Here is a 19,472-nt window from a genome sequence, read left to right as displayed (position 1 = left end):
GCCAAGATGATTCTGGTGGTATTCATAGAATCCGAGATTGCGTTTTTTGTGGGTTTCGGATTTCTCATCGGGATCCTGTTCGGCTTTTTTTGGTCTGGGTGGGAGCTTCTTCGTCACCCCTGCGTTACTCGTGCTTGGACATCCCGCTGAAGCAGCAGTCGGTTCTGGCCTGGTGTTTGTTTTCGGAACCGCCATTACCGCCGCGATTACTCACCGGTCTGCTGGTCACATCGATTACCGTCTTGGTGCCGTTCTTGTCATTGGAATGTCTGTTGGTATTGAGACCGGTAAACGGGTACTCTTTTGGCTCGTCGCGCGTGGCTTGGGTGATATCGTCGTTAGTGTCTGTTACGTGCTATTGCTGGCAGTAGTTGGTGTTCTTCTCCTCCGACAAATCCATGCTGATGAGATGCCAACCGTTGATGACAGGCATGTACAACCCCTGGTTGAACGGTCTGTTTTCAATCAATTACCGCCTCGGCTGAGGTTGAAATCAGGTGGAATCGTCTCGCTTTGGCTACTCATCGGAATCGGCGTCGCGATTGGTACTCTCTCTGGCTTTCTCGGGGTTGGTGGTGGGTTTCTGATGGTTCCATCACTCGTTTACGGCGTTGGCCTCTCCAACTCAGTCGCTGTTGGAACCGATATTTTCCAAATTGCTGGCTCCAGTGCCTTTGGGTCCGCTCGTTACCTGCAGCAAGATGCCGTTCATTTCTCGGTCGTCCTACCACTACTCGGTGGAAGCGTCTCTGGGGCCTATATCGGCGCACGGATGACGGAGATTCTCGACGAGTCGTCGTTGATGGGTTACTTCGCCCTGATGCTGCTGCTCGATAGTGTAGCGATGGCGAGCAAAACCATCAGCCACGCGTACGATATCGGTGTGCTCCATGACTTCAGCATCGCGTTGTTGTTCGGGACGGCACTGCTCGTTGGGAGCCTCATCCTCTTTCGTGGTGGGAAAACGCTACTCGAAACTCCATCGACGTGAGCAACGACGCTGCAGGTCACTCGTCTAATCGATAAGGCTTCTTTTGGGTCGTCGGGGGCCACCCTATCCGCCTGTTGCTGCCTGATGAAGCGTGCATTGAGCGATTGTAGCCCTCGAAGACCTCGACACCTCAATGTCCCCGGCTACGGGTCTGTTGGGTCCCGAATCCAACTATAACACCGGTAGGATTCGGGTGGTTTGTCGTCTGTGAGCATCGACAGTGGGATGAACCCCGTCTTCCCACGCGCACCCGTTTTCCGACGAGTCGGGTCGTCCGAGACGAACATCGCTTTGGCTTTCAATCCAAACTCTACAGAGAGCGTTCCTTGATGGTTCTCGTCGGGATCGAACTGCATTCGGACGTCGCCAGTCCCGACACCGAACGTCACGTGGCCATCTGGAGATTCGACTGCGATGTCGTGGCTCTCGAGTCCGTCTGCGAGCTCACGAAGCCACGAGACGATCTCGTCTCTCTTCATCCCCTCCGTGAGGTCGAACCCACCGTCGGCATCGATGCTCCCTTCCTCGAAGACGAATTCGGGGTAGTTGAGTTTCTCTGGCGGTAGTGCGTTTTCTGCAGGCTCTATCGCGCCTTCAGCGGCCTCTGAACTATCGTCAGTCATCACTCATCACTCCTGCAATCCGTTTCTCATCATCGGCGAACTCGGCGGCATAGTGACACCATGAGGTGGACTCCCCAATATGCTCGGCCGCGGGCGTTTGGGTCGCACAGTGCTCGTCTGCGAGTGGGCAACGGGTATGGAACACACAGCCGCTAGGCGTGTTGATTGGACTCGGGATATCTCCATCGAGAATCACCCGCTCTTTCTGTTTCGTTGGGTCGACACTCGGAATCGCAGAGAGGAGTGTCTCCGTGTAGGGATGACTCGTCTCTGTGAAGAGTACCTCTGTCGGGGCGATTTCCATGAGTTGTCCGAGGTACATAACCGCGATGCGGTCTGCGATGTGCTCGACGACGTTGAGGTCGTGGGCGATGAACAGATACGTCAGGTTCAACTCGTCTTGGAGTTCCATCAGCAGGTTAACGATCTTCGCTTGGACGCTCACGTCGAGCGCACTCACTGGTTCGTCGAGGACGATCAACCGCGGATTGAGTGCGATAGCTCGAGCGATCGCAACCCGCTGGGCTTCACCCCCCGAAAGTTCGTGTGGATGTCTCGGGAGGTAAGCCTGGGAGAGGTTGACCCGTTCGATGAGGGACTCGACTTTCTGCTCACGCTCTGCTGCGGACCACCCACGGGCCTTGAGTGGTTCAGCGATAATCTGCTTGATCGTCAACCGAGAGTCGAGACTCCCGCGTGGGTTCTGGAATACCATTCCGATGGCCGCGAGGGTCTCTTTGTTTCGGCTGGTTGCTTCCCCGACGACCTCTCCGTCGAACTTCACTGTTCCACTCGTCGGTGAGTGAAGGCCAGTGACCATGTTCGCGAGCGTCGACTTTCCAGAACCGGACTCACCGACCAGCGCGAGTGTCTCGCCGGGTTCTATTGAGAGCGACACACCGTCGACTGCAGTGACGTACGTCTCGTTTCCGAGGAGCTTGGCGAAGAATGAGTCATCGACGGGGAACCGTTTGACGACGTCGTCGATTTCGACGATGGGTTTTGTCACTGCTCGGCCTCCATCGATTCACTAAGTTCCTCGACGTGATGACAGCGCGATGTATGGTCGTCCCCTACCTGTTCCGTCGGTAACTCCCCGGAGGTACAGCTCTCAGACGAACACCAACACCGACTGGCAAAGGGACACCCTGTGGGTTCACCGACCATCGACGGGACCCGACCTTCGATGACGTTCAATGGTTCCCCCCGGGCACACGTCTGGGGCATACACCCGAGCAGTGATTCTGTATACGGGTGTTTCGGGTTCGTCAGCACGTCTTCGACGGGCCCCTCTTCCATGACCTGACCACCGTACATGACCACAACCTTGTCGCAGAGTTCAGCGACCACACCGAGGTCGTGTGTAATCATCAGGACGGCCATGTCCAACTCCTCGTTGAGGTCCCGGATGCGCTGGAGGATTTCCGCCTGAATCGTCACGTCGAGCGCTGTCGTCGGCTCGTCGGCGACCAAGAGGTCGGGTTCTCTGGCGAGTGCGATGGCCAGCATCGCTCGCTGGCGCATCCCTCCCGAGAACTCGTGGGGGTACGCAGAGACACGGGTCTCGGGATGCGGGATTCCAACCTCGCTCATCAGATCGATTGCTCGCTGTCGCATCTGACTCCGTTTCCCCCTGCTACTGAACAGGGGGACATTGAGGTAGTCGAGCAACCCCTGTTTCTCGGGCGATTCGTGAACCTTGATCGATTCGACGATCTGCTCCCCGATGGAGAACACTGGATTCAGCGTCTCCATCGGGTCTTGGAACACCATCGCCATCCCATCGCCACGAACACGACGAATCGTGCGGTCATCGGCGTCAGTCATCTCGATGCCATCGAATCGAACCGACCCACGCTCGATGTAGCCGGGGTCTTCGAGGCGGATGAGCGAACGAGCCGTTACGGATTTCCCCGAACCACTCTCGCCGACGACCCCGACGATTTCACCCCTATCGACACTGAACGACACGCCTTCGACAGCGTGGACTGTTCCTTCTCTCGTTGCGAACCGTGTGTGGAGATCTTCGACCTCCAGTAGTGTCTCACTCATTTCACATACCCTTGTTTTCGACGTCACCCATGTCACGCGGGTCGAGGACATCGCGTAGTCCATCGCCCAGCAGGTTGAACCCGAGGACGGTGATCATGATGGCGAGTCCGGGGAAGTTGACGACCCACCACGCGGTGTCGACGAAGTTTCGCCCTTGAGAGAGCATCGTTCCCCACTCTGGTGTCGGTGGCTGCGCACCGAGGCCCAAGAACGACAGTCCCGCCGTGCCCAGAATGACGTACGCCATGTCCATCGTCGCGAGGACGATGACCGGCGTCACCACGTTCGGGAGGATGTGGCGAAGGACAATACGCCTCCGAGGGACCCCCATCAACTGTGCTGCCTTCACGAACTCTTCTTGCTTGACACTCAGCACGCTTCCCCGAATGATACGGGCGTACTGCGTCCACCCGACTACTGCGAGGGCGATCATGATGTTCGTTAAGTTCGGGCCGAGTATCCCTGCGATGACGAGTGCCAGTAGTATCCCAGGGAACGCCAGCAAGACATCGACGAACCGCATCAAGGCCTCGTCGACCCACCCTCCAGCGTAGCCGGCGACGAGTCCGACCGCCGTTCCGATGGCGAGTGTAATCGCCACGACAGCGAGCGAAATCTGCAGCGAGATACGGGCGCCGTAGAGCAACCGTGAGAGGACGTCTCGGCCGAGTTGGTCGGTCCCCATCGGATGCTCAGCCGACGGCGAATCGAGACGGTTGAACAGGTCCTGCTCGTTGGGGCCTTCCGGTGCGATTACCGGCGCGAAGATTGCCGAGAGAACGACCACACTGACAAACAGCAAGCCGACCACGTTGAGACGGTTGCTGAGGAAGCGGCCGAGTCGCCGCGAGTTCTTCACCGAACGGTAGCGACGACGGGTCGTCGTGATGACCGACTGGTTCGAAGTAGAGTCTTGATTGCTCACGCACTCTCACCTCCGAACGAGATTCGTGGGTCGATGTACCGATAGGTCAGGTCCACGGCGAAGTTCGTCAACACGAAGATGACAGCGATGACGAGGACGAGGCCCTGAACGACTGGGTAGTCGCGTGCGAAAATCGCATCGATGAGGAGTGCCCCCAACCCCGGTCGCTGGAACACGATCTCGACGATGACAGCTCCGTTCAACAGGTAGCCGAACTGGAGTCCGACGATGGTCACGACTGGGATAAGCGCGTTTCTGAGTGCGTGTTTGTAGATGACGATGCGTTCTCTCAGGCCCTTCGACCGGGCCGTGTCGATGTACTCCTCGTCGAGTACTTCGAGCATCGAGGAGCGGACTAACCGAGTGACGATTGCAGCCATCCCCGACCCGAGCGTTATCGCTGGCAGGACGAGGGACTCCAGACCGCCGACTCCCGCCACCGGGAACAGTCCCAACTGGAGCGAGAAGACGATGATTAGGATGTACCCGAGCCAGAAGTTCGGCATCGAGACGCCAACTAGCGCAGCGAACTGACTGAGGTAGTCAGGGGCCTTTCCTTTGTGGACGGCACTGATGATTCCGGTCGGAATCGCAATCGTCAGTGCAACCGCCATCCCAGCGACAGCGAGTTCGAGCGTGGCAGGAATCCGATTGATGATGAGCGTACTCACTGGCGTCTCCTGGTAGTAAGACTCCCGAAGGTTACCTTGGAGGACATCGGTCACCCAGTCCACGTATTGAATCGGTATCGGCCGGTTCAGTCCCTCGCTCTGGCGGAACTGCTCGATTGCTTCGAGCGACGGCGTTCGCCCTCCCATCTGCTGACGGAGAATCGTCTCTGCGGGGTCTCCAGGTGTGAGGAACAACAGGAGAAACGTGAGAATCGACACCCCCACCAGAACGAGCAACATCGTCGCCGTGCGACGCGCGACAAATTGGTACATTGGGAAGTGTTGTAGTGTTCGGTGTTACTGGCCGGTTTGCAGCCCCGTCCAGCGAGTCATCTCTGGGATAGGTCTGAGGTCCATCGAAGAGACCCCGTCTGACGCAGCGACGATGTACTCCGAGTAGTTGATGGGAACGACGACCGCCTCTTCCATGATGCGCTGTAGCGCCTGTTCGTACTTCTGTTCCTTTTCGGCTTGGTCGCCGGTCTGGAAGCCGGCCTGGATGAGTTGGTCGACCTCTTCACCGAGATTGTAGATGCCAGTCCCCTCCTCGTTGTAGAGACGTTCGTTCACGTCACCTTCCGAGTGGAACGTCTCGTAGATCAGGTAGTCCGCTGCACCGCTGTTGGTACCCGAGGACTCCAAGATGAGGTGCGGTTCTCCCGAGCGGACCGTATCCTCGAAACTCGCCTCCTCTGTCACCTGTATATCGACGTTGACGCCGATTTCGTCGTACCACTGCTGGAGTGCCTGTGCGAGGAGTTCCCCGTCAACTTGCTGGTTCGAGAGATGGAATTGGAGAGCCTCTCCGTCGTAACTGGACTCCTCGACCAACTGCTTGGCCTTCTCCGTATCCTGCTCGTATGCTGGGAGCTTCTCGTGGGCCGACCAGAAGATGCTCTCGGCGACCGGACCCTTCGCGGGGACGCCAATATTCGAGAGGATGGTCTCGACTAGGTCCGACTGAGAGGTCGCGTAGTTGAGTGCCTGACGGAGCTTCGGGTCGTCCATCGGCGCTTTGTAGATGTTACAGCCAACGTACACAGCACCTGGCGACAGTTGTGTGGTGACGTTCGTCCCACCATTGCTGTCGAGTTTCTCGACCCGACTCTTCGGGGGGTCGAACGCGACATCCACGTCCCCGTTCTGGAGGGAGAGTGCGCGCGTGTTCGGGTCCGTGATGACACTAAACGTCAACTCGTCCAACGACGGCGTCCCGTTCCAGTAGTCGTCGAAACCCGACGTCCGAACGTGTTGTCCCTGTGTCCGCTGTTCGACTTGATACGGGCCAGTCCCGATTGGTTCGGTGTTCTCCCGACTCCGGTCTGGGTGCTGGATTGCGATCATATTGTGAGCAATCGTTCCGGGGAACGTCGGGAACGGATCGGACGTCTCGAATTCGACAGTCGTCTCATCGATTGCTGTCACGCTACCTGATTCGACGTGGAGCCATCCGGGGGCGTATGACCACTCGTTGAGCACCTGCTCGAACGACCAGACCACGTGTTCTGCGACGAGATCCTCCCCATTGTGGAACTTCACGCTGTCTCGGAGCGTGAACTCCCACGTCGTGTCGCTGGTCGCTTCCCAGTCGGTCGCGAGCCACGGTTCCAACTTCATTTCCTCGCTCACCCAGATGAGTGGCTCGAGGATGTTCGTGTAGTACGGACTCACCCCACCGTACACCTGCCAGACCCCTTCAGTCGGGTCCATCGACAAGGCGACGTTTGCTGATCCGCCGGTAGCCGTCGAGTTGTTGCCGGAACTACTGTTGTTGTCTGTCGACGACCCGTCACCAGTTTTGGTCTCACTACTGTATGGGTCATCGTTGCCACCCCCGTCGCCCGAATCTCCCGCACATCCTGCGATACTCACGAATCCCCCTGCCCCAACTGCCCCCAGTAATGTCCTGCGGGTGATACTATCTTCCATGGGTATGACTCATATCTACCATAGGTTGTAGATAAAGATACCCCTTCCAAACGCGCAATTCTTTATATTCACCCCCATAATGTAATCACTGCAACAGTGTGAGGTGGTTTGCAAGCGCGGCGGCGATTTTATTTTCTGCTCGTCTGAGATGCTCTTCTACAGTTCGCCTGTTCACCCCCAATTCATCGCCTAACTTTGCTGTGGTCGTCTCACGCGGAAGTTCGTAGTAGCCCCTCGTATGTGCGATTCGGAACGTCTCGAGTTGTCGGGCCGAAAGTCGTGGAAGGACATCGTCCAGACCGAGAATGGGAACCTCTGGATGGAGACCGTTGATTTCTCGCTTGGCCAATACATTGACCCGTGTTTCTTGTCTGAGGCCATTATACACAGCAGTGAGCGCTGCCGGGTCAAGCGCGAGAACCTTGCTCTGCTTTCGTCCGCTTTCGTAGATTAAGGGAGGCAGTGAGAGACAGCCCTCATTCGCCAAATGAGTCTCTACGAGTGTCTGTTCTTCTTGACGCAGACACTGGTCGGTCACTGTGACAAGTTGATTACCCTCCTGAATAGATTCCTGTAACCCAACTTGTTCCTCCAACTCCGAGCGCAAATCATCCATCCGTTCTGACCGGACATACAGCAAGTCACAGTGCTCATTGCACCACAACTGGATAGCAGCGTCGTACTCTCGAGAGAGTGCAGCGACTAGTCCATCTGCTTGGAATTCGAATGTCGCCTCATACATACGGGAGAGGATAATTCCACCCAAATAAAACATACTCAGGACTCTTGCCAGAAGTAGCGTCCGCCCCATTCACCAGTACAGGGACCTCTGTGGTTGTCAGGAGCCGCGACGAATCTCAACCATCCGGTTTGGTACTAAACACTGATAGAGGGTAGCTGGTCAAAAGATGGGAGAGAAAGCAGTTCACGCCCGAATAGAGGTGTCGTGATTAGGCGTGGCTTGTGTACCCAGCATCTTCCGCGGCGCGTACGAGTTCATCGGTATCGGCGTCGCCTTCAATGCTCACCTGTTCGGCTTCGCGATCGGCGCTGACATCGGTAACGCCAGCGACTTCGTTGAGGGCATCTTCGACAGTCTGCTCGCAATGTCCACACGTCATTCCTTCGACGGTGATGGTCTGAGTCATTCCATACTCAAGTACGGGAGGGTCATCTTTGTGGTTTGTTGCTTCGAGGCTAGTGTAGTGAACTATCGAAACTTTGTATTCGTAAGCCACCTACGGACAACAGTAATGGGTGGGCGGCTCAAATTCGCAGTAACATGCGCGAGTTAGACGACACCGACTTAGAGATACTCTCGCTGTTGGCTGAGGATGGTCGACGGCCGTACAGTGATATTGGAGAAACAGTCGGCCTCTCTGGACCTGCCGTCTCCGATCGAGTCAAGCGCTTAGAGGAAGCCGAGGTCATCAACCGATTCACGATCGACGTCAACCGCGGAATCCTGCGTGCTGGTGTGCCTGTGTTCGTTCGCGTGAAGCCACAGGGTGAGGAAATCGAACAGCTTCGCGAGCGTCTCGCCGACGCCGAGGGAGTCGAACACCTCTTCGTCACGGTCAACGGTGAGGTGTGGTTCTACGGCAGGTCAGAAGCCCAGAACGTCAGAAATTGGGTCAATGGACTCCTCAAAGATATCTCGACGACTGACTACTCGGTCACGCTCGTCGATGATGTCGAGTGGACACCGTCGATCGACGGGACGGAGTTCGCACTGTCGTGTGCTGAGTGTGGGAATACCGTCGATAGCGAGGGTGAATCGATACGGCTCGACGAGAGCGTCTATCACTTCTGCTGTCCGTCGTGTCGCTCTCGGTTCGAAGAGCGCTACGAACGGTTCGACGCCGAGGCGTGAGGGGTTTCGCCCTGTTCGCTTAGTTCTCGTAAGAATACGACGCGCAGAACGACAGTCTCGAAGTAGCAATTCGTGAAAAGGAGGAACCCGTACTAGGTATCAATGAGTCAGCGAACAGCTCACCTCACCATCACGGGGATGTCCTGTGCGAATTGTTCAGGTTCTGTCCAGGACGCTGTCGAATCTCTCGATGGTGTCTCCACGGCGAACGTCAACTTCGCCACTGACGAAGGGTCGGTCGAGTACGACCCCGATCAGGTATCGCTCGGTGCAATCTACGACGCGATCGACGACGCCGGGTATGGCGTGGTCTCAGAGTCGGTGAGCATCGGAATCACCGATATGACGTGTTCGAACTGTGCCGAGACGAACGAGACTGCACTCGAAGGGACACCGGGCGTCGTCGAGGCGACCGTCAACTACGCCACGGATGAGGCACAGGTCGTCTACAATCCTGCAGACACGTCTATCGAGGCGCTGTACGACGCCATCGAGGCCGCTGGGTACTCACCCGTACGTGAGGAGTCGGCTGACGGAGGTCCGGACGAGGACGCCCGCGATGCCGCTCGGCGAGAGGAGATTCGACGGCAACGTCGATTGACACTGTTCGGTGCCGCCCTGTCGGCGCCTATGCTCTTCTTCCTCGTCGAGAAGTTCCTACTCGGTGGCGGAATCGTCCCCGAGACGGTCTTCGGTGTCGAGTTTGGGTGGGTCGAGTTCGCCCTCGCAACGCCCGTCCAACTCATCCTGGGATGGCCGTTCTACAAGAACTCCTACAAGGCACTCGTGAAGAACGGCCGCGCCAACATGGACGTACTCATCGCACTCGGGTCGAGTACGGCGTACGTCTACTCTGTCGCCGTCCTCGCAGGACTCATCGCTGGCGGGATGTACTTCGACACGGCGGCGCTCATCCTCGTGTTCATCACGCTCGGGAACTACCTCGAAGCTCGTTCGAAGGGACAGGCTGGTGAGGCACTCCGAAAACTTCTGGAGATGGAAGCCGAGACGGCCACCGTCGTCGACGACGACGGAAACGAACAGGAGATTCCACTCGAAGACGTCGAGGTCGGGGACCGGATAAAGGTCCGACCCGGTGAGAAGGTCCCCACCGACGGCCGAGTCGTCGACGGCCAATCGGCGGTCGACGAGTCGATGGTGACCGGCGAATCCGTCCCCGTCGAGAAGGGTGAGGGCGACGAAGTCGTCGGCTCGACCATCAACGAGAACGGCGTGCTCCTCATCGAAGCGACGAAGGTCGGGTCCGATACGGCGCTCCAACAGATCGTCCAGACGGTCAAGGACGCTCAGTCGCGTCAGCCAGAGATTCAGAACCTCGCCGACCGAATTTCGGCGTACTTCGTTCCCGCGGTCATTTTCAACGCGCTGCTGTGGGGCGTCGTCTGGTATCTGTTCCCAGAGGCATTGGCGGGATTCATCCAGTCGCTTCCACTCTGGGGACTGGTCGCCGGTGGCCCCGAAGTTGCAGGAGGATCGATTTCAGTCTTCGAATTCGCAGTCGTCGTCTTCGCGAGTGCGGTACTCATCGCTTGTCCCTGCGCGTTGGGGCTGGCGACCCCAGCCGCGACGATGGTCGGCACCACTATCGGTGCGCAGAACGGTGTGCTGTTCAAAGGCGGTGACATCCTCGAACGCGCCAAGGACGTCGACACCGTCGTCTTCGACAAGACGGGGACGCTCACCGAGGGTGCGATGGAACTGACCGACGTGGTCGTGTTCGACGGTGATGGTGGCCCCGTCACAGACGGTGGCGAGGCGGCAACGGATGGCGGCCAACTCACCGCTCAGGACCGGCTTTCAGAAGAAGACGTCCTCCGACTCGCCGCCACTGCAGAGAGTGGCAGTGAACACCCGCTCGCACAGGCCATCGTCGAGGGGGCCGAAGAGCGCGGTATCAACATCACCGACCCGGATGACTTCGAGAACGTTCCGGGCCACGGAATCAAGGCGACAGTCGGCGACAGCAAGGTGCTCGTTGGCAACCGGAAGCTCCTGCGTGACAACGATATCGATCCCACTCCCGCGTCAGAGACGATGGAGCGTCTCGAAAACGAGGGGAAGACGGCGATGCTCGTCGCCTACGAGCAGGAACTCGTCGGTGTGGTCGCCAACGCGGACACGGTCAAAGAGAGCGCGAAAGACGCCATCACCCAACTCCACGAACGGGGTGTCGACGTGATGATGATCACCGGCGACAACAAGCGGACAGCTCACGCCGTTGCCGAGCAGGTCGGCATCCCCCGTGAGAACGTCCGGGCAGAGGTGCTTCCCGAAGACAAGTCCGACGCCGTCGAGTCGATTCAGGACGACGGGCGTCGGGCGATGATGGTCGGTGACGGTGTCAACGACGCTCCGGCTCTCGCTGTTGCGTACGTCGGAACCGCCATCGGGTCGGGGACGGACGTCGCAATCGAGGCGGCGGACGTCACGTTGATGCGGAACGACCCGGTGGACGTCGTGAAGGCGATTCGTATCTCCGATGCGACACTCTCGAAGGTCAAACAGAACCTCGTCTGGGCACTCGGCTACAATACGGCGATGATTCCGCTCGCCTCGCTCGGCCTGCTCCAGCCGGTGCTCGCGGCGGGTGCGATGGCGTTCTCCAGCGTTTCGGTGCTCTCGAACAGCCTACTGTTCCGGACGTACACCCCCGACCACGACTACAAGCTCCTCGGGTGGTTCCGCCGATAGTCGGCTTTCTACTACCAACGTCCACCGACTCTCCTCCACAGTTCTTCAGCTATCACGAACAACTCGTGGGCTTGGTCGCGCGAGGGAAAGTCAGCCCACACCGTCCGTGTGGATATCTTGTCAGCGCCATGCGCTGACGACGAGTCGTACTCTCGCTTTACCTACAGCGGTGCGAAATCTGGCTCAGGAGTCGGTCGACACTCGTCCCAACCCTCCCGACTCGTTAGGTTTGACTCGAGGAGTGTCACCGCATTTTCGCCCTGCGACTGGAACTCCAATCGCAGAGATACTGAGGGCAGAAGCGACTCCAGACGAGTGACGAGGTAATGCGAGCACATCGAAGGCGATACAGACGAGGAGCTGACCGCTCTTCGGATTCTCGAGTTCGACTTTCATACTTTGACTCGCCGTCGCAGGAATCCTCGTCCAATAGATGGCCGAGCGACCGTCGACTTAGGACAAGCGTGGCGGCGCTCTACCTTCTTCGTCGGAGCGGACGGGATTCCAGTGAGCGTCCGTGACTTGGCCAGAGCGATGCTCATCATCGGATAACGAGCGGAAGACGACCTGGCTGAGCTCACAGCTCCGGCACTGCGGTGAAGAGTAGGACGAACGCGTTCACAGTCAGCAGTGCGAGGACGAGCCACTGAAACACGCGCTCGGGAATGTTGTCGAAGATGTAGACGCCTGCCCAGGCACCGACGAATACCATCGGAATTGCGACCGTTGCTTCGACCAGCAGCGGGGTCGTCACGGCCCCAGTGTAGGAAAGACTGCCCAACCGATACAGCATGAGGGTCCCGAAGAAGGCCGTGAACGTCGCCTTCATCTCCTCGTCGCTCCAGAACCCGCTGGCTGACATGAACGCGCCGTAGACGATCATCGGTGGGCCTGGGACGGCGACGGCCCCGCCGAAGACGCCGGCGAGAAGACCGGCCGTTGCGCCGATGGCGTTCCCCGGGCGGTAGTCTTTAGCCTCGATCCAGTCCGTGACGAACTCGGACTGCTGGGTCGCACCGACGACGATGACCGCCAAAACGAGGACGGCACCGATAGCGACGCGCATCTGATCCCCATCGAACTGGCTGAAGACGTAGATACCCAACGGCATCCCGACGACGAGGCCACCGACGGGGACGGCCCACTTTCGCCAGTCGAACGCCCCACGCACGCTCCACCAGACACGCGCGTTGCTCACCACCGCGGTCGCCGTGAAGATGATCGACGCACTCGATGGCGACCGGAACAGCGGCATCAGTCCCATCGACACCTGCGCAAAGCCGAACCCGGCGATACCGTGAACGAGAGAGGCCACGAGAATGACCAACGTAGACAGTCCCGTCGTCACCCAGTTGCTCGTCATCGGTGCGGTCCTCGTCCCCCGAGTAGTACACACATCGATACGCTGTGAAGTTCGACTCCCTGATTCACGCGATTTGTGCTTAACAGAGGTGTCTCAACATCATCCCTACTCTTTGGAATTGCATCTATCGCGCATTCTTACCCAACTAAATCAAGCCGTGATTGTTGAGTCCGGCAATGCACAGACGTTATAAATCCGTTTTAGGCGCCAATGGTCATTTTACAGTGAGTTTGGAATTGCAACCACAACACATGAATGGGGTGGCGTCGTACTACCCGTAGCTAGAGCATGAGCGGGAGTGAGAGAGCTATTGACGAGTGGAGGACTTTGGGTGGCGAATCCGTCGACAACAACGGGGACGAGCCCGATATCGTCTTTGCACACGTCAGCGACCTTCACGGCCAGTTGACGCCCCGCTACCAGGTTTACTACGACAATCCGACCTCCACGCCGGACTTCGAGTTCGGTGACGACGACCGTGTGATAAAACGCGGTGGGGGCATCCCGTTGCTGGCTGCCAAACTCGATCAGCTTCGTGCCGACCACGAGGTGTGCACGGTGATGAGCGGCGATACGTTCCACGGTGCGGCCGCCACGACGTACACCGATGGTCGGGCGATGCTCGATCCGATTAACGACCACGTCGAACCCGACGTCTACGTCCCCGGCAACTGGGATTACTCGAACGACGCCGCCGAAGACGGCAAGCTTCTAGAGCTGATGGACGGCCTCGACGCGCCTGTGCTCGCGAACAATCTCTACGACTACGAGACCGACAGCCGATTGTACGATGCGTATCGGCTCCTCGACATCGGTGGTCTCTCCGTCGGCGTCGTCGGGATGACGAATATCTACGTCGATCGGATGGCGCCCGCGTTCTACGAGGGGAAATACCGATTCGGGAAGCATCCTGCACTCCTGGAGGAGTCCGCACAGGCAGCGCGCGAGGACGGAGCGGACGTCGTCGTCGCGGTCACGGAGATAGGGCTTCCCTGGATGGTCCAGGCCGCCAAGGACTGCAGTAGTATCGACGTGATGTTCAGTGCTCATACGCACGAGTACACGTACGTCCCCATCCTCATAGAAGAGACCGAGACGGTCGTCGTCGAGTCTGGGATGGGTGAGGCACTCGGTCGCGTCGACGTCCGTGTCCGTGACGGGAGCGTGCAGTTCCGTCATCACCTCTACTGTCTGACCGAAGACGGTGAGTACACCCCCGACCCCGACCCGGCGGCGACGGAGACGGTCGAGTCAGTCCGAGCACCGTTTTTCGAGGACGATCCTGAGTTCGAACAAGGAGCAGGAACGCTCGACCAGCCGCTCGATACGGTCGTCGGGCAGACGAAGACACCGCTCTACCGGCAGTCGTTCCTCGAGAGCGCGTGGAACACGCTGTTCAACGATGCACTCCAGGCACACTTCAACACCGACCTGGCAGTCTGTCACGGGTTTCGGTACGGGACGGCGATTCCGGCCGGTGACATCACGCTGGAGCAGTTGTACACGTTCTTCCCGATGACGACCCCCGTCGCCCGTGGCGTCGCGTACGGCCAGCAATTAACGAGTCACATGGAAGAGTTTCTCGAAGACAACTTCACGCCATATCCATACAATCAGGAGGACGGTCGCGTTAGGAACTTCTCCTCGAACGTCGAAGTGACCGTCGACCCAACAGCAAAGCGCGGTCGTCGACTCGTCGAGATGCGCGTCAACGGCGACCCCGTTGACCCCGAGGAGACATACTCGGTGGCGACGTACCGTCGACCTGGCGACCCCGAGCGAGACCTCGGTAACTGTGGATTCCCGTTCCAAGACGTTGAGATTGACGAGGGAACGATACCGGTCGACATCGTCGCCGAGTATCTCGATGCGCACTCACCCGTCGATTACGAGGTAACGGGGCTTGTCGAGTCCGCCGATGACGGTGGTCACGTCCAGAACACGCCAGCAGACGGACCGTACCCGTTCATCCAACCGGGCGTCGACTACCGGTCTGGCGACGCGTACTGCGAGACGGCGATGATTCCCCGAGGGAATGTCTTCCCAGAGGAGGGCCGAAACCGGAAACGGTAGCCAGCGATGAGAGCCGCCGAGGAATCGGACGACGAACGACGAAAACGAAAGAACAACGATGGTCAACAAAATCACCGCCCGCCAACTCGCAGAGAAGATTGACACCGACGAACCGTTCACGCTCATCGACACCCGCCCCGAGGAGAGCTTCGAGGCGTGGCACGTGCCCGACGCAAATAATGTCCCGTACGATCCCCGCGAGGGCCTGAGCGAGGACCAACTCGAGGAGGTGGATGCGATGGTCGAGAGCCGACCCATCGTCGCGATGTGCGGGAAGGCGCTAACCTCGACACCGTTCGCGTTCGATCTCGACGAACGTGGCTACGAGGACGTAGCTGTCGTCACAGGTGGCATGGAAGACTGGAGCAAACTCTACGAGGTGGCCCCTATCGAAACGACGAACGACGACCTCGTCGTCCGGCAGGTCCAGCGCCGCGCAAAGGGCTGTCTCGGGTACGTCGTCGGGTCAAAACGGACGGGCGAGGCCGTCGTCGTCGACGCGACCAGACAGACCGACCAGTTCAAAGTTGCCGCTCAGGATGCCGGCCTCTCGATCGAGCAGGTTCTGGATACACATGTCCACGCCGACCACATCTCCGGCGGTGCGGCGCTCGCCAACGAGGTCGGTGTTCCGTATCACCTCGGACAAAAGGCCACTGAGCGTGGCGTCGAATACGAGTACGAAGCGCTGTCCGACGGCGACGTTATCGAACTCGGTGACATCGAGATCGAAACACTCCACACCCCCGGCCACACGTCGGAGATGGTGAACTACCTCGTCGACGGCGAACTCCTGTTGACCGGCGACACGCTGTTCGTCGACTCGGTCGGGCGGACGGAACTCCAGTTCGGTGAGGACGATGCGTCGCGAGGGGCCGGACTCCTCTACGACTCCTTGCACGACACCATTCTCGACCTCCCAGAAGACACAAAGATACTCCCCGGACACCTCACCGTTACCAACGACGGGCGCTACGAGAATGGCGCTCCCGGCGAGCCACTGCTGGCACGGCTCGGAGACTTGCGCGACGAGTTGGACCTCCTCGGACTCGACCGTGAGTCGTTCGTTGAGCGACTCTCCAGTGACACGCCCGAAAAGCCGCCGAACTACGAGACAGTCATCGCCATCAACACCGGTAACGAGACGGTCGACGACGAAGGTGAGGCGACAGAGCTCGAACTCGGACCGAACAACTGTGCAGCCTGACGAACCGCGGTCGCTCTCTCGTCGCAGACTCCTCCAGTGGGTGGGAGCGAGCACCCTCGGTGGGCTGGCTGGCTGTGCCAGCCAACTACCGGGATTCGGCGATGATGCCGATGGGAGTGCGGTCACACCACGCCCGACTGTCACGGGTGATGCAGACACTACTGTCAGCCTCACTGCGAGTGATGGGGCCATTCGGCCAGCTACCGACCAGTCCACGACGACGTGGCTGTACGAGGGCCAGTTCCCCGGCCCCGAGCTACGGGTTCAGGAAGGCGACGTACTGAGCGTCGAACTGAACAACGACCTCGACGCGGAGACGACGATTCACTGGCACGGCGTTCCCGTGCCGAACTCCGTCGACGGTGTTCCTGAGGTAACGCAGGAGCCGGTTGCTTCCAGCGACTCGTTCACCTACACGTTCCGCGCAGAACCCGCAGGAACGTACTTCTATCACAGTCACGTCGGCCTCCAACTCGATCGTGGGTTGCTCGGTCCGCTCGTCGTCGAAGAACGCGATCCCCACGTCGAGTACGACTACGACTACGTCGTCGTCTTTGACGACTACCTTCCCGGAGAACCGACGCTACCGTCGGATGAGGGTGCGGGCGGCGGAGGGATGGGAGGAGGTGGAATGGGTGGGGGGATGATGGGCGACGTTCGCCCTCCCTACGAGGGGTTGCTCGTCAACGGTCAACTTCCGGAAGACCCACCGACCTTCGATGTCACCGAAGGTGACCGCGTTCGATTCCGGTTCGTGAACGCGTCCAGTGCGACGGTCTTCGGCGTCCGTATCACCGGTCACGAGCTGAACGTCACGCACGCCGATGGTCGGCCGGTCGATCCGGTCGCCGTGGACTCGTTTGCCTTCGGTGCTGGCGAACGGTACGACGCCGTGGTGGAAGCGACGAATCCGGGTTCATGGTTCGTGCAAGCGGACGCGCTTGACGGGGACGAACCACCTGCCAGAGCCGTCCTGACCTATGACCAGTTGGATGGCGTTCGCAACCCAGAGACGCCGTCTTCTTCGGGTACTCGGTTGCGCTACGAAGACCTTCGAGCGGTTACCCCACTCGATGGCGTCGATGGAACTCCCGACCGGACGTTCGATCTGACGCTCTCGCGTGGGAGGGGCCAATCGTACACGTGGACCATCGACGGTCAGGCTTACCCGGACGCTGACCCGCTCCGAATCCATCCCGACGAGCACGTACGGATTCACATGGAGAACCAAAGCCCGGTGGTCCATCCGATGCACCTCCACGGTCACTTCTTCCGGGTCGGGGACGCTATCAAGGATACCGTGATGGTCCCTGGCCACATGGGGGAGGTGACGCTGGACTTCCGTGCGGACAACCCTGGTCGATGGCTGTTCCACTGCCACAACCTGTACCACCTCGATGCAGGGATGGCTCGTGTGATAGAGTACGTCGAGTAATCGATTGTGAGAGAGTTGGGGCTAGTTCCTAACTGCCCTCTGACCGTGGACCACTCTATGGCAGAAGAATCGGACACCGTTCGGGTCTGGCTGGTCGAACGCGGGTACAACAACCGGGACCTCATCATCTTGAAGTACGCCACTCCTGCGGGAGAGCGCGTGTACCGAAAGGAGCTCTCAGTCCACGCTGTCGATACGTCGACGGTGACTGCGGCGAAAGATGTCTCTGAGGATGACCTCTCGTCGGTCGATACAGCTGAGACTCAGCAACGCTTCGCCGAGGAGGTCAAACGGATGCAATCGAAGCACGCCCCCGACGACACCGTTTGAGTGGCCCGAACGTATCGACCGCCAAGGTGGTCTCGGCGACCTCGCAGATTGGAGATATAGCTCCGGGCCTATCTCTATGGTATGCGAAATCATCACTCGTCACCTCACGACCACGCAGCAGATGGACCAGATGCTCGGCCTACGTCGCCACCGCACTCGTCGGCCACTGGCCTGTCACTCGCCGCGGATGGTCTGCAACTCGTCACCGACGACACGACGTTCGAACCAGGGACGCTTGTCGACTGGGCGTTCCGAATCCTCGATGCGGACGGCACACCTATCGATACGTTCGACGACTCCCACGGTCAACTGAGTCATCTCATCATCGTCCGTCGGGACCTCATCGAATTTCAGCATCTCCACCCCAGGCTGGGCGACGACGGAACGTGGTACGCTGAGCGCCTGGTGCTCCCATCCCCTGGCGTCTATCGTGCGTTCGTCGACGTCGTTATCGATGGCCGAGCGACGACGCTCGGTCTCGATCTGTTCGCTGCAGGCGAGTTCGCCGTTGACGAGACGTGGGACTCGACAACTCGCGTCAAGACCGATGGCTACGAAATCGAACGGCAAGTCGACCGAATTGACGCGGATGAGTCGGCTTTACTCTCCTTCACCGTCCGTCGAGCCGATGGTACCATTCCCGACTTGGATCCGTATCTCGGGGCCCGTGGCCATCTCGTCGCACTGCGGCGTGGTGACCTCGCATACCTCCACGTCCACCCTCGCGCTGAGACACAGCGCGAAGGGGTCGTCGAGTTCGACGTGACGTTTCCGACGCCCGGCGACTATCGAGTGTTCTTACAGACGAAACCGGACAGTCACCTCATCACAGCGCCCTTCGACGTCGACATAGACCAGTGAGCGATTGAGCGAACATAGTTCGACTTTGGACAGTGGTTCACGATACGGAGGTGAGTTCGCATTCGTAGACCACCTTTAGGTCACCACAACCACCGCTAAGAACAATTTCAGTGAGAGAGGCATTCGAACCGATGTGTATGGACCGATCCGAGTACGCAATACAGACACTCATCGCGCTCCCGACAGTACTCTTCGCAGTACTGTGCTGGTTCCACCGCTCGGAGTCGGTCACAGAGGCCGGCCAGAGTGAGCATCCACAGACCGTAGACTGAGTCGGTACCTTCCATCACTACGCTCGTCTTATATCGGGGTGCTAACCAAGAGTAGGGGGCGGTGACCGAATGGGCATTGACTGCCAGCGATACCTGAGTACCAATTCCTGAGTGGTCGGTATAAAAACGACCAGAGATACGGCGCAGGCGACCTT

The 19,472-nt window shown here is 58.9% G+C and carries 17 protein-coding genes; 7 read left to right on the top strand and 10 right to left on the bottom strand.

Annotated elements, in window-relative coordinates; genetic code table 11:
• Window positions 1–46 precede the first annotated feature (46 nt).
• Complete coding sequence (locus GQS65_RS04520) at window positions 47–991, top strand: sulfite exporter TauE/SafE family protein (RefSeq protein ID WP_233265030.1); 945 nt, start codon at window positions 47–49, stop codon at window positions 989–991.
• A 143-nt stretch (window positions 992–1,134) separates the two neighbouring features.
• Here the strand turns inward: GQS65_RS04520 and GQS65_RS04515 are convergent, their stop codons facing one another.
• The 8 genes from GQS65_RS04515 to GQS65_RS04480 form a co-directional block, all read right to left on the bottom strand.
• On the bottom strand, window positions 1,135–1,614 hold the full coding sequence (locus GQS65_RS04515; RefSeq protein WP_158203485.1) for an amphi-Trp domain-containing protein: 480 nt from the start codon (window positions 1,612–1,614) through the stop codon (window positions 1,135–1,137).
• Complete coding sequence (locus GQS65_RS22085; RefSeq protein ID WP_368279828.1) at window positions 1,607–2,623, bottom strand: oligopeptide/dipeptide ABC transporter ATP-binding protein; 1,017 nt, start codon at window positions 2,621–2,623, stop codon at window positions 1,607–1,609. The genes GQS65_RS04515 and GQS65_RS22085 overlap by 8 nt, the downstream gene beginning before the upstream one ends.
• A complete protein-coding gene (locus GQS65_RS04505; protein WP_233265029.1) occupies window positions 2,620–3,729 on the bottom strand; it encodes an ABC transporter ATP-binding protein in 1,110 nt (369 codons plus the stop codon). The genes GQS65_RS22085 and GQS65_RS04505 overlap by 4 nt, the downstream gene beginning before the upstream one ends.
• Window positions 3,668–4,591: a nickel transporter permease gene (gene nikC / locus GQS65_RS22080; protein WP_368279827.1), complete on the bottom strand. Its 924-nt coding sequence runs from the start codon at window positions 4,589–4,591 to the stop codon at window positions 3,668–3,670. Before nikC ends, GQS65_RS04505 begins: the two co-directional genes overlap by 62 nt.
• Window positions 4,588–5,535 carry a nickel ABC transporter permease gene (nikB, locus tag GQS65_RS04495; RefSeq protein WP_158203484.1) on the bottom strand — a complete coding sequence of 316 codons (948 nt, stop codon included), beginning with the start codon at window positions 5,533–5,535 and terminating at the stop codon, window positions 4,588–4,590. The genes nikC and nikB overlap by 4 nt, the downstream gene beginning before the upstream one ends.
• Before the next feature lie 24 nt (window positions 5,536–5,559).
• A complete protein-coding gene (locus GQS65_RS04490) occupies window positions 5,560–6,972 on the bottom strand; it encodes an ABC transporter substrate-binding protein (protein ID WP_233265027.1) in 1,413 nt (470 codons plus the stop codon).
• A 304-nt stretch (window positions 6,973–7,276) separates the two neighbouring features.
• Complete coding sequence (locus GQS65_RS04485; RefSeq protein WP_158203482.1) at window positions 7,277–7,933, bottom strand: helix-turn-helix domain-containing protein; 657 nt, start codon at window positions 7,931–7,933, stop codon at window positions 7,277–7,279.
• A 208-nt stretch (window positions 7,934–8,141) separates the two neighbouring features.
• Window positions 8,142–8,339: a heavy-metal-associated domain-containing protein gene (locus GQS65_RS04480; protein ID WP_158203481.1), complete on the bottom strand. Its 198-nt coding sequence runs from the start codon at window positions 8,337–8,339 to the stop codon at window positions 8,142–8,144.
• Window positions 8,340–8,473: 134 nt separating this feature from the next.
• Between GQS65_RS04480 and GQS65_RS04475 the strand changes: the two genes are divergently transcribed.
• Complete coding sequence (locus GQS65_RS04475) at window positions 8,474–9,064, top strand: AsnC family transcriptional regulator (RefSeq protein ID WP_158203480.1); 591 nt, start codon at window positions 8,474–8,476, stop codon at window positions 9,062–9,064.
• 102 nt (window positions 9,065–9,166) lie between these two features.
• Window positions 9,167–11,776: a heavy metal translocating P-type ATPase gene (locus GQS65_RS04470; protein WP_158203479.1), complete on the top strand. Its 2,610-nt coding sequence runs from the start codon at window positions 9,167–9,169 to the stop codon at window positions 11,774–11,776.
• A gap of 577 nt (window positions 11,777–12,353) precedes the next feature.
• Here GQS65_RS04470 and GQS65_RS04465 read toward each other — a convergent pair.
• On the bottom strand, window positions 12,354–13,091 hold the full coding sequence (locus GQS65_RS04465) for a TSUP family transporter (protein WP_368279826.1): 738 nt from the start codon (window positions 13,089–13,091) through the stop codon (window positions 12,354–12,356).
• Between the two features lie 336 nt (window positions 13,092–13,427).
• Here GQS65_RS04465 and GQS65_RS04460 point away from each other — a divergent pair, with 336 nt between their 5' ends.
• The 4 genes from GQS65_RS04460 (at window position 13,428) to GQS65_RS04445 (ending at window position 18,184) form a co-directional block, all read left to right on the top strand.
• Entirely contained in the window at window positions 13,428–15,212 is a 1,785-nt protein-coding gene (locus GQS65_RS04460) for a 5'-nucleotidase C-terminal domain-containing protein (protein ID WP_158203477.1), read from the top strand.
• Window positions 15,213–15,270: 58 nt separating this feature from the next.
• A complete protein-coding gene (locus tag GQS65_RS04455; RefSeq protein WP_158203476.1) occupies window positions 15,271–16,419 on the top strand; it encodes an MBL fold metallo-hydrolase in 1,149 nt (382 codons plus the stop codon).
• Window positions 16,420–16,483: 64 nt separating this feature from the next.
• Entirely contained in the window at window positions 16,484–17,854 is a 1,371-nt protein-coding gene (locus tag GQS65_RS04450) for a multicopper oxidase family protein (RefSeq protein WP_158203520.1), read from the top strand.
• 57 nt (window positions 17,855–17,911) lie between these two features.
• Window positions 17,912–18,184, top strand: a complete 273-nt coding sequence (locus GQS65_RS04445; protein WP_158203475.1) for a hypothetical protein — start codon at window positions 17,912–17,914, stop codon at window positions 18,182–18,184.
• Window positions 18,185–18,358: 174 nt separating this feature from the next.
• Here the strand turns inward: GQS65_RS04445 and GQS65_RS04440 are convergent, their stop codons facing one another.
• Entirely contained in the window at window positions 18,359–18,754 is a 396-nt protein-coding gene (locus GQS65_RS04440) for a hypothetical protein (protein WP_158203474.1), read from the bottom strand.
• Between the last annotated feature and the right edge of the window lie 718 nt (window positions 18,755–19,472).

Origin of the sequence: Halomarina oriensis, from assembly GCF_009791395.1 — an archaeon.
Taxonomy (GTDB): Archaea; Halobacteriota; Halobacteria; order Halobacteriales; family Haloarculaceae; genus Halomarina; species Halomarina oriensis.
This window is presented reverse-complemented; position numbering and strand designations above follow the sequence as displayed.